This window comes from Streptomyces sp. NPDC002588 (genome assembly GCF_040295925.1).
Taxonomy (GTDB): domain Bacteria; phylum Actinomycetota; class Actinomycetes; order Streptomycetales; family Streptomycetaceae; genus Streptomyces.
Genome location: NZ_JBEOWF010000021.1, coordinates 123,919 through 137,220 on the forward strand (window position 1 = coordinate 123,919; position 13,302 = coordinate 137,220).

The window sequence follows — 13,302 nt, forward strand, 5'->3', positions numbered from 1 at the left end:
GATCGCCGACGCCCGACAGGCACACCGACGGGTGCGTGAACTGGAGGACCGGGATCGGGAACCCGTGGCGATCGTCGGGATGGCCTGCCGGTATCCCGGCGGCGTGACCTCCCCCGAGGACCTCTGGCGGCTGGTCGAGGAGGGCGAGGACGCGATCACGCCGTTCCCGACGGACCGGGGCTGGGACATCGGCGGGACGGCCGCCACGCATCCGGAGCAGCCGTCCGTGGGCGGATTCCTGCAGGGCGCGGACGAGTTCGACGCGGAGTTCTTCGGCATCAGCCCCCGGGAGGCGCTGGCGATGGATCCGCAGCAGCGGATCATGCTGGAGACCGCGTGGGAGGTCTTCGAACGGGCCGGCATCGACCCCGAGTCGTTGCGCGGCGCTCAGGTCGGCGTCTTCGTCGGCAACGGCAGCCAGGACTACCGCCCGGCCGGCGGCGAGGCCCCGTCGGGCGCCGACGGATACCTGCTCACCGGTGCGTCCGGTGGCGTGCTGTCCGGGCGGGTGGCCTACGCCTTCGGCTTCGAGGGGCAGGCGGTGACCGTCGACACGGCCTGTTCGTCGTCGCTGACCGCACTGCACCTGGCATGCCATGCGCTTCGCCGTGAGGAGTGCTCACTCGCCGTGGTCGGCGGAGTGACCGTGATGGCCACACCGGTCGTGTTCACCGAGTTCGGCCGACTGGGCGGTCTCGCCCCGGACGGCCGGTGCAAGGCGTTCGCGGACGGGGCGGACGGGGCCGGGTTCGCCGAGGGCGTGGGTGTGCTGCTGGTCGAGCGGTTGTCCGAGGCGCGCCGCAACGGCCATCCGGTGCTGGCCGTGGTGCGCGGCAGTGCGGTCAACCAGGACGGTGCCAGCAGTGGTCTGACGGCACCGAACGGCCCTTCGCAGCAGCGTGTGATCGGGCAGGCCCTCGCCAACGCCGGACTGTCGGCCGCGCAGGTCGACGTGGTCGAAGCACACGGCACGGGCACGACGCTCGGTGACCCGATCGAAGCCCAGGCGTTGCTCGCCACCTATGGGCAGAACCGGGACCATCCACTCCTGCTCGGCTCGATCAAGTCGAACATCGGCCACGCACAGGCCGCGGCCGGGATCGCCGGCGTGATCAAGACGGTCATGGCGATGCGCGAGGGCGTGGTGCCCAGGACGTTGCACGTGGACGAGCCGTCGAAGAACGTGGACTGGTCGGCCGGAAAGGTCCGGCTGCTGACCGAGGCGCAGCCGTGGCCCGATACCGGCCGGCCACGGCGGGCGGCCGTGTCGTCGTTCGGGATCAGCGGTACCAACGGGCACGTCATCCTGGAGGCCCCGGAACCCGACGGCGTCCCGGAACCCGACGGCGGTATGCCGGGACGGGCCGGCCCCGGAGTGCATGTGCCCTGGGTGCTGTCCGCGAAGAACGAAGCGGCAGTCCGCGCGCAGGCATCGCGGCTGCGTGAGTTCGTCGCGGCCCGGCCGGACATCGGCCTGAACGATGTCGGAGCGTCGCTGGTCACCACCCGCTCGGCGTTCGAGCATCGCGCTGCCGTGGTCGCCGGGGACCGGGACGGTTTCCTGCGCGGGCTGGCGGCGCTGGCCTCCGGTGATGAGATGGCCGGCCTGGTGCGGGGGGTGGCCGGGAGCGGGAAGCTGGCGTTCGTCTTCTCCGGTCAGGGTTCCCAGCGGGTGGGTATGGGCCGGGAGCTGTCCGCGGCGTTTCCGGTGTTCGAATCCGCGTTCGCCGAGGTGTGCGCCCGGTTCGACAGGTATCTGGCGCGACCGCTGCGCGAGGCGGTGTCGGACGGCGGTCTGCTCGATCAGACCGTCTACACCCAGGCGTCGCTGTTCGCGGTGGAGGTCGCGCTGTTCCGTCTGGCGCAGTCGTGGGGTCTGCGCCCCGACGTCGTTGTCGGGCATTCGATCGGTGAACTGGCCGCGGCCCATGTCTCCGGGGCGTTGTCCTTGGACGACGGTGTCGCTCTGGTCGCGGCACGCGGGCGGCTGATGCAGGCACTGCCGGTCGGCGGGGCGATGGTCGCGATCGTCGCTTCGGAGGCCGATGTGACGCCGTTGCTGACCGAGCAGGTGTCGATCGCCGCGGTGAACGGGCCCTCGTCGGTGGTGATTTCGGGGGACGAGGAAGCCGTGCTCGCCGTGGCGTCGCGGTTCGGGCGGACGCGGCGGTTGCGGGTGAGTCATGCCTTCCATTCACCGTTGATGGAGCCCATGCTCGACGAGTTCCGCCGTGTGACCAGGACGTTGTCGTACGGGCGCCCGGAGATCCCTGTCGTGTCCAATGTGAGTGGCGGGCCGATCGCGGAGTTCACGGCGGAGTACTGGGTACGGCACGCACGGGAGACGGTACGGTTCGCCGACGGTCTGCGGACGCTGCAGTCGCAGGGTGTGACGACGTTCGTCGAGCTCGGGCCCGATGCCGTCCTGGCGGCGACGGCCGAGGGCGTGGACGCGATTCCGTTGCTGCGCAAGGACCGTCCGGAACCGGAGGCCGCGCTGACGGCACTGGCGGAACTGCACGTGCGCGGCGTCGACGTGGACTGGGCGGGCTTGTCGGCCGGGACCGGCGGTCAGCGCGTCGACCTGCCCACCTACGCCTTCCAGCACGAGCGCTACTGGCTCCGCCCCGGTCCCGGCCGTTCCGCCGCCGAGCACCCGCTGCTGGACACGGCGGTCGAAGTCGCCGGGACCGGCGGCACGGTGTTCACCGGACGGCTCTCTACCGCCGCCCACCCGTGGCTCACCGAACACCGGGTACGGGGCAGCGTCGTGCTGCCCGGTGCGGCGATGGTGGAAATGGCACTGCACGCCGCCGACCGCACGGGCGGCGACTGGCTGGCGGACCTCACCCTCGAAGTCCCGCTCGTACTGCCTGAACGGGGTGCGGTCGAACTTCAAGTTACCGTCGACCAAGGCGTGTTGGGCATTCACTCACGGGCCGTGGGCGCGCGGGAATGGACCCGGCACGCAGGCGGTTCATGCGGCGAAGGCCGAACGGAACCAGGGCTCGCCCTCACGGAGTGGCCGCCGAAGGACGCCGAACCGGTTGCCGTGCCGGAACTCTACGAACGCCTCCATGCGGCCGGCCTCGCCTATGGGAGGACATTCCAGGGTGTGCGGGCAGCTTGGCGGTACGGCGACGAGGTTCTCGCCGAGGTGGCCCTGCCCGACGACGTGACCGCGGATGCCGGGCGGTACGGGATGCACCCCGCGCTGCTTGACGCCGCACTGCACGCGGCCGCGCTGACCGTCACCACCGACGACACACGGTTGCCCTTCTCCTGGAGCGGTGTCCGGTTGCATGCCGTGCGGGCGACGTCCCTGCGGGTTCGTCTCTCCCCCATCGGCCCCGAGGAGTTCGCCGTGGCCGCGGTCGACGAATCCGGCGCGGCAGTGCTCTCGATCGACGCCCTGGTGCTGCGGCCCGCGCCGGCCGGCCGGCTCCAGCCGGCCCGCGCCGGGGAAACGCTGTTCCGGGTGGCATGGGAGAACACATCGGCGACCGGTGGGCCCTCCGGCACACATGTGGTGATCGGCCAGGACGGGCCGGGTCTGGCGGACGCGCTCGGCGCCCGCCGGGTCGCGGATCTCTGCGCGGTCGACAGCTCGGCAGCGGACGTGGTGGTGTCCTGTGTGGACGGGAACCCGGACGTCCGCGCGTCGCTCGAGTGGGTGCTGCGGTTGACGCAGGCATGGCTGGCCGACGACCGGCCCGCCTCGTCACGCCTGGTGGTGGTGACCCGAGGGGCCGTGGGGCCTGCCGTCACGGATCTGGCCGGCGCGGCCGTGTGGGGAATGGTGCGCACGGCACAGTTGGAGCACCCGGACCGCATCGTCCTGGTGGACCTGGACGACGAGGACGCCTCACTTCGCCTGCTGCCCGGCGTCCTGTCGTCCGCCGAGCCCCAGACGGCGATCCGCGACGGAAGGGCGCTGGTTCCGAGGCTGGAGCGGGTGAGGGTGTCCGACCCGGGCGTCTCACCCTTCCGCCCCGGCGGCACGGTGCTGGTCACCGGTGGGACCGGCGCGCTGGGCGCGGCGGTGGCGCGGCACCTGGTCACGGCACACGGTGTGCGTCACCTGCTGCTGGTGAGTCGGAGCGGAACAACGGGCTCCGCCGACCTGTCCGGTCTTGATGCCGAGGTCTCGGTCGTCGCGTGCGATGTCGGTGATCGCGCGGCACTGGCCGGGGTGCTCGCGTCGATCCCGGCCGACCGTCCGCTGACCGGGGTGGTGCACACCGCGGGTGTCGTCGATGACGGCGTGGTGTCGTCGTTGACGCCCGAGCAGGTGGACGCGGTGCTGCGGGCGAAGGCGGACGGGGCCCGGCATCTGCACGAGTTGACCCGGGATCTGGACGCCTTCGTCCTGTTCTCGTCGGCGGCGGGAACGCTGGGCTCGGCGGGCCAGGCCAACTACGCGGCGGCGAACGCGTACCTGGACGCCCTGGCGCAGCACCGGCGTGCGTCGGGACTGCCGGCGGTCTCCGTGGCGTGGGGGCCCTGGGAACAGCCCAGCGGGATGACTCGCAGAATGAACGCGGCGGACCGTGCGCGGATCACGCGGTTCGGTATCGGCGCACTGCCCACGGACGACGCTCTGTCGTCCTTCGACGCCGCGGTGACGGCGGACGAACCGGCGGTTGTGTCCATGCGCCTGGATGCCTCGGCACTGCGAGGCGAGGTTCCGGCCGTACTGCGCGGCCTGGCCACGGTACGTACCCACCGCGAGGCGGCCGCGGTCGGTTTGAGGGAGCAGCTCACCGGGCTGCCGGCGGACGAACAGGACCGGAGGGTGATCACAGCGGTTCGGACGCACATAGCCGCGGTTCTCGGATTCCCCGGCCCCGAGCGCGTGGACACGCAGCAGGGACTGCTGGAGATGGGTTTCGACTCGCTGACCGCGGTCGAGCTGCGCAACCGGCTGAACACCGCGACCGGCCTGCGGCTGCCCGCCACCCTGGTCTTCGACCACCCGACACCCACAGCCCTGGGCCGCCAGGTCTCGGCGGAACTACGACGTGGCCGGACCGGCGACCCCAACGCGCCAGGAGCCGTCGTCTCCGCGCTGCACGAACTCGACCGGCTGGACGGACTGCTGTCCGCCCTCTCGCCGGGCGACGACGAACATGCGCGGATCACCGACCGCCTGCGCGCACTGATGTCGAAGTGGGACGGCCTCGCGGAGAAGTCCGGGACGGGACCCGGAAAGGGGCCGGACAGGAGCACGGTCACGGCCAAGTTGCAGTCGGCGTCGGCGGACGAAGTCCTCGCCTTCATCCAGAACGAATTCGGCAGGTAGTGGGTGCGATGAACGAAGATGTCCTCCTTGACCACCTGAAATGGGTGACGGCCGAGCTGCACGAGAGCCGGGAGCGACTGCGCGCGGCCGAGTCCGCCGAGCGGGAGCCGATCGCGATCATCGGGATGGCGTGCCGCTATCCGGGCGGTGTGCGCACCCCGGAACAGCTGTGGCAGCTCCTCGGAGACGGCGAGGACGCCGTTTCCGGCTTCCCCGTCAATCGCGGGTGGGACCTGACCCGTCTGTATCACCCCGACCCGGACCACCACGGCACGTCCTACGCGCGGGAAGGCGGATTCCTCCACGACGCCGACCGGTTCGACGCCGAGTTCTTCGGGATCTCACCGCGGGAGGCGTTGACCATGGATCCGCAGCAGCGGTTGCTGCTGGAGATCTCATGGGAGGCGTTCGAACATGCCGGTATCCGTCCCGCCGCGGTCCGCGGCAGCCGGACAGGCGTGTTCACGGGCGTGATGTACCACGACTACGGCGCCCTCCTCGAGCAGTCGAGCGAGGATTTCGAGGGCCACGTGGGCAGCTCGCTCGCCGGCAGCGTCGCCTCCGGCCGGATCGCCTACCAGATGGGCCTCGAGGGGCCCGCCGTCACCATCGACACCGCCTGTTCGTCCTCGCTGGTGGCCTTGCACCTGGCCTGCCAGGCTCTGCGGAACAAGGAGTGCGACCTCGCCCTCGCCGGTGGTGTGACGGTCATGGCGGAGCCGCGCCCGTTCATCGAGTTCAGCCGGCAGCGGGGGCTGGCGGCGGACGGCCGGTGCAAGTCGTTCGCCGAGGCCGCGGATGGCACGGGGTGGTCCGAGGGCGCCGGCCTGCTGCTCGTGGAGCGGCTGTCGGACGCGCGCCGAGGCGGTCACCCCGTGCTCGCCGTGGTACGAGGCTCCGCGATCAACCAGGACGGCGCGAGCAGCGGCTTCTCCGCGCCCAATGGCCCCTCTCAGCAGCGGGTCATCCTGCAGGCCCTGGCCAGTGCCGGGTTGGCTCCGTCCGATGTGGACGCTGTGGAGGCCCACGGCACCGGCACGCGGTTGGGTGATCCCATCGAGGCGCAGGCGTTGCTGGCGACCTACGGTCAGGGCCGTGACCGGCCGTTGCTCCTGGGATCGGTCAAGTCGAACATCGGTCACGCACAGGCTGCGGCGGGTGTGGCCGGTGTGATCAAGATGGTGCTGGCGATGCGGCACGGTGTGCTGCCCCGAACCCTGCATGTCGACGAACCGAGCCGGCTGGTCGACTGGTCGGGCGGGGCCGTGGAACTGCTGACGGAGGCCAGGGCCTGGCCCGCGGCCGCGCGACCACGGCGGGCCGGGGTCTCCGGGTTCGGTGTCAGTGGCACGAATGCCCATGTCATCGTCGAAGAGCCCGAACCCGCAGACGCCGAGTCGGCGGACGCCGAGGCCGAGCCGGCAAAGGCTCCGGCGGTCATCCCCTGGCTGTTGTCCGGGCGCACCGCGGAGGCCCTGCGCGCGCAGTCCGGGCGACTGCTGTCGTACCTCGAGGACCGGGACCGCGACGGCTGCGGCCCGGATCCGGTGGATGTGGCCTTCTCGCTGATCGGTACCCGTTCGGTGTGGGACCACCGTGCGGTGGTGGTCGGTACGGATCGTGCGGAGCTGCTGGCGGGCCTCGCCGCGCTCGCCGCGGGCGACACCGCGCCGGGGACGAGCGCGGGGACGCTCGGATCCGAGGGGCCGACGGCGTTCGGGTTCACCGGGCAGGGGTCGCAGCGGCTGGGCATGGGCCGGGAACTGTACGAGGCCTTTCCGGTGTTCGCCGAGGCGTTCGACAAGGTGACCGCCGAACTGGACCTGTACCTGTCCCGCCCGCTGCGGGAGGTGATCTGGGGCGACACGCCGAAACTGCTCGATCAGACCGAGTTCGCCCAGACCGGACTGTTCGCCGTCGAGGTGGCGCTGACCACGCTGATTCAGTCCCTGGGAGTACGTCCGGATGTCGTCCTCGGGCACTCCGTCGGTGAACTGGCCGCGGCGCATGTGGCCGGGGTTCTGTCCCTGCCCGACGCTGCCCGGCTGGTCGCTGCCAGGGCCCGGCTGATGCAGGCGCTGCCCGTCGGCGGGGCGATGGTGTCGGTACGGGCCGGGGAATCGGCGGTGCTGCCCTTCCTGGGCGAGCAGGTCGCCATCGCCGCGGTGAACGGACCGGACGCCGTGGTGCTCTCCGGAGCCGAGGAAGCCGTGCTCGCGGCCGCCGCCGAGCTGGCCGGCAGCGGCATCCGGGCGACGCGGTTGTCGGTGAGCCACGCCTTCCACTCGCCGCTGGTCGCCGGAATGCTCGCGGAGTTCGGGGCTGTCGCCCGGACAGTGGCCTTCACCCCGCCGACGATCCCGTTCGTCTCCGGGGTCACCGGCGCACCGGTGTCGGCGGCCGAACTGTGCTCCCCCGACTACTGGGTCGCGAACATCCGGGAGACGGTCAGGTTCGGTGACTGCGTGGACAGCCTGGTCGCCCAGGGTGTCGCACGCTGCGTGGAAATCGGGCCCGACGCCGTGCTCTCGGGCATGGCGTCCGGGGTCGTGCCGTGGGTGCCCGTGCTGCGCAAACGTCTCGCCGAGCCGGTGGCACTCCTCACAGCTCTGGGCAAGCTGCACGTGGAGGGAGTCGCGGTGGACTGGCCGGCTTGGCTGGCCGGTGCCGGACGCCGGATCCAGTTGCCGACCTACGCCTTCCAGTCGAAGCGGTACTGGGTCGACGGAACGGCACGCGACAGAGAGGCACACCTCCGTGCCGGCGGTCTCGACCACGGCATCCTGCGGGAGGTGGTCGAGTCACCGGACTCCGACCGGCTGGTGGTGACCGGCCGGCTGGCCCGGCACGCCCAGCGGTGGCTGGCCGATCATGCCGTCGGCGGAACGGTCCTGTTCCCCGGTGCCGGTTTCGTGGACCTGGCGGTCACCGCGGGACGGCTCGCCGACTGCCCGGCGCTGGCGGAACTGACCGTCCAGGCGCCATTGGTGGTGCCCGAACAGAGCGACGTGCACCTGCAGGTCGTACTCGATCCGGCCGATGCGGCGGGCGACCGCCCGGTGAAGGTGTACTCACGCACAGGGGAGTCGCCCGACTGGATCTGCCACGCATCGGGCGTCCTGTCGGCCCGGGACGCCGCGCCGAACACGGGTACGACCCACTGGCCACCTCCGGGCGCAACCGAGATCCCCCTGGCCGGCACCTACGAGGGGCTGCGCGAGCAGGGCTACGAGTACGGCCCGGCGTTCCAGGGGTTGCGCTCGGCGTGGCGGACGGACGACACGGTGTACGCCGAGGTGCGCATCGACGACACCGGCTCGGGCTCCGGTTCCTACACCCTGCATCCCGCACTGCTCGACGCGGCCCTGCACGCCTCGATGTTCCTGCGGACGGAGGATGACCGGGGCGGGCTGCCGTTCGCATGGGCAGGGGTTTCGGTGCACGCCACAGGCCCCTCGGTGGCACGCGTGCAACTGACCCGCACGGGACACGACACGCTGACCCTGGTGGCGGACGATCAGGCCGGCAACCCGGTCGTCTCGGTGGAGTCGCTGGTGGTGCGGCCGGTGGCGGCCGGCATGCCGACGGCCGCACCGGCGGTGGACCGGGCGATGTTCACGCTCCACTGGCGCCCGGCGGCGACGTCCGACGGCCCGTCCGTGCGCGCATTGGTGGTACGCCGCTGCGGTGGGGGGCCGGAGCCTGCCGAGGCCGGCCGGGTGCTTCAGCTGCTGAAGGAGTGGCTGGCGGGTGACCGGTCCGCGCACGAGCGGCTGGTGATCATGACCAGTGGGGCGGTCGCGGCAACCTCGGGCGAGGACGTCCCCGATCTGGCGGGGGCGGGAGTGTGGGGGTTGGTGCGCTCGGCGCAGTCCGAGCATCCCGACCGGTTCCTGCTCGTCGACACCGACGGCACACACGACGATTCGGCGCTCCTGGCCGCGGCGGCCGCCGGAGAGACCCAGATCGCGGTCCGTGCGGGCCGGATGCTGGCACCGAGGCTGATGCGGGCCACGGACGCACCGTTCACCTCGGCCGAGCCCCTGGTGGACCCGGACACGACGGTGGTGATCACCGGCGGCACGGGTGTACTGGGGGGGCTTGTCGCCCGGCATCTGGTGGCCGAGCACGGCATTCGGAAGCTTCTGCTGCTCAGCCGCCGGGGCATGGCCGCCGAGGGAGCCGCGGAACTGGCCGCGCAGCTGGGTGCGCGCGTGGCCGCCGTGGACGTCTCCGACCGCGACGCCCTGGCCGAGGTGCTGGCGGACGTACGCGTCGGTGGTGTGATCCACGCGGCGGGCGTACTCGACGACGGAGTCATCGAGTCGCTCACGCCGGAGCGGATCGAGCGGGTGATGCGGTCCAAGTCGGGCGCCGCGCTCGCACTGCACGAGCTGACCCAGGACCATCCCGTGTCCTTCTTCGTGTTGTTCTCCTCGGCGGCCGGGGTCCTGGGCAGTGCGGGCCAAGGGGCGTACGCCGCGGCGAACGCGGTGCTCGACGGACTGTCGGCGCGGCGCCGGGCGCACGGCCTCCCAGGGCAGTCACTGGCATGGGGACTGTGGGGCGAGGACCGTGGGATGACCGCCGGGATGAGCGAGATCGATCGGGCCAGGGCGGCCAGGGCAGGTGCCACGGGCCTGTCGGCGCACGAGGGACTGGCCCTGCTGGACACGGCGCTGCGGCTGGACAGCGCGCTGCTGGTCCCGGCGCGATTCGACCTGGGCGCCGGCCAGGACGCGCCACCGCTGATGCGCGAACTGATCGGACGGCGAGCGCGCCGTACGTCTGAACACCACGACCTGACGCACCGGTTGGCCGGACTGTCGCAGGCCGAACAACATCGGGTGCTGCTGGATGCGGTACGCGGTCACACGGCCGCGGTGCTCGGGCACACCGGGCCGGAGTCGGTGAACGCCGAGCGGGCGTTCACCGACCTGGGGTTCGACTCGCTGATGGCGATCGAGCTGCGCAACCGGCTGAACGCCGCGACCGGGCTGCGGCTGCCGCCGACTCTGATCTTCGACCAGCCCAACCCCACCGACCTGGCCGCGCACCTGTGCGCCCTGGTCGGACCCTCGACCTCTGTGGCGCCGGTACTCGAGGTCCTGGACCGGTTGGAGTCCCTGGCGCCCGCACTGAAACCTGGGGACGCGACCGCCGCGGAGGTCGGCAGCCGCCTACGACGGCTGCTGTCGAGCCTGCGGGAACCTCCGGCGGCCGGCCTCGACCTCGCCGACGCGTCGGCGCAGGAGGTGCTCAGCCTCATCGACAGGAGGTTCGGCCTGTCCGAATGACGATCAGAAGACAGGTACGCATGTCGGACAGATGGGATGGAAAATGGCACAGCAAACTGAATTCTCGCCTGCCTTGCTCGACTACGTCCGGAAGGTGTCACTGAGGGACGACGAGATCCTCAGCGACCTCAGGCGCGAGACCGTCGAGCTGCCCATGGGCCAGGCCATGCAGGTCATGGCGGAGGAAGCCCAGTTTCTCGCGCTGCTGATCGGGCTGATCGGCGCAAGGACGGTTGTGGAGATCGGAACGTTCACCGGCTACAGCACGCTGTGCATGGCGCGTGCCCTGCCCGACGACGGGCGTCTGATCACTGTGGACGTTTCCGAGAAGTGGCCGATGATCGCCGAACCGTACTGGCGGCGCGCCGGAGTCGCCGATCGGATCGAAGTCCGCATCGGGGCGGCGGCGGACGTCCTGACCACGCTGGTGACCGAACTCGGTCCCGAGGGAGCGGACATGGTCTTCGTCGACGCGGACAAAGCCGGCTATCCCCTCTACTACGAGGCAGCGCTGCGGCTGGTGCGGCCGGGCGGGCTGATCGCGCTGGACAACACCGTGTTCTTCGGCCGCGTCCTCGACGAGGACACACGTGATGCGGACACCGTCGCCGTGCGCGAACTGAATGCGGCCCTCCTCCATGACGATCGCGTGGACCTGGCGATGCTGTCCATGGCCGACGGACTCACCCTCGCCCGCAGGAAGTGACACCTGAGCGGCCGTCGACGGCGACAACGGGTGGGCTTGAGGCGGGCAGTTCTTCCCGGCGACACAGATCGGACTCACAGACCCGGACACGCCGAAGCCGGACGAGGTGACCGGGACCGGCCGGGCCGCCACACCGGATCCGCCCTGCCACCGCACGGGCCCGTTCGGAGTCGTGATCACCTGGATTGACGTAGGTGTCGCCGGGGAGTGCCTCGCCAACAAGGCACTCCCGAAAGGCAACACCCATGCCCTCTTCGCGGTTCACCTCCGAGCCGTCGTCCAGCGATACGGTCGAGCGCGGCTTCACCGTGGAAACCGAGCCCGTGTCGTTCGTCCGCATCGTCGGTCTGCACATTCGCAGTCTCGACATGATGGCAATGCGCGGACTCCTGGATCGCATTCGCCAACTCGGAAGGCAGCGTCCCGCCGGCGGATTCTTCGCCGCCATCAACAAACCCGCGCCCCGGGGCCTCGATTCCGCGCACGCCCATCTGCTGGGCATCCCGCAGCCGGTCATCGTTCACCTGCTCGAAGAACATGCGACCCAACTGGGTGCACAGGTCCGGCGCGGTTGTGCGGTGGCCGATTTCGAGCAGGACGACGAGGGTGTGACCGTCGAGCCGGCCGACGGCGAACAGTTGCGTTCGCGCTATCTCGTCGGCTGTGACGGCGGGCGCAGTACGGTGCGCAAACTGCTCGGCGTCGGCTTCCCCGGTGAGCCCTCGCGGACCGAGACGCTGATGGGCGAGATGGAAGTGGGTGTGCCGCAGGAGGAGATCGCCGCCAAGGTGACCGAAATCGGCGCGACGGGCAGGGAGAGCCGTCCGGGAGTCCGGGTGACCCGGCCCGGCCGGGCAACCGTCATGCACCGGCGGACAGTTCTGCCACAGCGGACCGGTCAGCAATTGCAACCGGGCTCGCCACACCGGAACAACACGAGACAACAAGCAAGCAATCAAGCACTGATTCCCTCTCCACAGGGCGGAATGCAAGGCGAGTTCTCTGCTGGTCGTTCCGTTTCCACTTTTTGAAGCAAGTCCGGAGAAGCAAGTCCAGATGGGATCAGCCTCATGCACGACAAACAGCATGAACAACAGCGCCCGCACACCATTCCCGACGCCTCACCGGACGAACTGGACGGCTTAGTCGCCGTGGTCACCGGAGCGGCCCGAGGCATTGGCGCGGCGACGGCCGCGTGGTTCGCAGCCCGGGGGGCGTCCGTGCTGGCCACCGACAACCGGCCGGAGGTGAAGCATCTGGAGACGCGGTTCGAGCGGGTGGCCACTTTTGTGGGCGACGTGGCGGAGGAGGAGACGGCGGTACGGACGGCCGCGCTCGCGCTGGACCGGTTCTCCCGGCTGGACATCCTGGTCAACAACGCCGGGATCGCCGTCAGCAAGCCGATAGTGGACACCACCGCGCGGGACTGGGACGACGTGCTGGGAGTCAACGCGCGTGGCGCGTTTCTGCACTCCCGGGAAGCCTTCAAGGTGATGCGGGACAACGGTGGCGGCACGATCGTCAACGTCGGCTCGGCCGCCGCCACGGTCGGGCTCGTGGACCACGTCGCCTACAGCGCGTCCAAGGGCGCGTTGGCGCAGCTGACGAAGGTGCTCGCGCTGGAGGGCGCCTCCCATGGCATCCGTGCCAACCTCGTGGCTCCCGGCGTGGTCGAGACCGACATCTACGACGGCGTCCTCCCCGGTGGCCGGGAACACCTGCGTTCTCTCGGTGGCATCCACCCGCTGGGACGTATCGCGCAGCCTGCGGAGATCGCCGAGATCATCGGCTTCCTCACCTCCGCGCGGGCGAGTTTCGTCACCGGCGCCGTCGTCGCCGCCGACGGCGGCTACACCGCTGCCTGAGCGAAAGTCCACCCATCTTCTGGAGGGCTGTGCGATGCCTGGCACGACATACAGACCGGCGACCGAGACCATTCTGTCCCTCTCTACGCGCCTGCTGGGCGCGCTACTGGGAGAGTCGGACTGGCCCCGTGC

The 13,302-nt window shown here is 70.7% G+C and carries 4 protein-coding genes and 1 pseudogene; all 5 read left to right on the top strand.

Going from position 1 to position 13,302, the window contains the following annotated elements; genetic code table 11:
• The first annotated feature begins 1 nt into the window (after position 1).
• The 5 genes and pseudogenes from ABT057_RS24545 to ABT057_RS24565 all read left to right on the top strand — a co-directional run bounded on the left by ABT057_RS24545 (position 2) and on the right by ABT057_RS24565 (position 13,170).
• On the top strand, positions 2-5,302 hold the full coding sequence (locus tag ABT057_RS24545; RefSeq protein WP_502973962.1) for a type I polyketide synthase: 5,301 nt from the start codon (positions 2-4) through the stop codon (positions 5,300-5,302).
• Positions 5,302-10,599, top strand: a pseudogene (locus ABT057_RS24550) (type I polyketide synthase); the annotation flags it as partial. The gene ABT057_RS24545 and the pseudogene ABT057_RS24550, both read left to right, overlap by 1 nt.
• Positions 10,600-10,642: 43 nt before the next feature.
• Positions 10,643-11,305: an O-methyltransferase gene (locus tag ABT057_RS24555; protein WP_352345715.1), complete on the top strand. Its 663-nt coding sequence runs from the start codon at positions 10,643-10,645 to the stop codon at positions 11,303-11,305.
• A gap of 245 nt (positions 11,306-11,550) precedes the next feature.
• Positions 11,551-12,336 (top strand): FAD-dependent monooxygenase, encoded by a 786-nt coding sequence (locus ABT057_RS24560; protein ID WP_352345716.1) that lies wholly within the window; start codon positions 11,551-11,553, stop codon positions 12,334-12,336.
• 39 nt (positions 12,337-12,375) lie between these two features.
• Positions 12,376-13,170: an SDR family NAD(P)-dependent oxidoreductase gene (locus ABT057_RS24565; protein WP_352345717.1), complete on the top strand. Its 795-nt coding sequence runs from the start codon at positions 12,376-12,378 to the stop codon at positions 13,168-13,170.
• Positions 13,171-13,302: the final 132 nt, after the last annotated feature.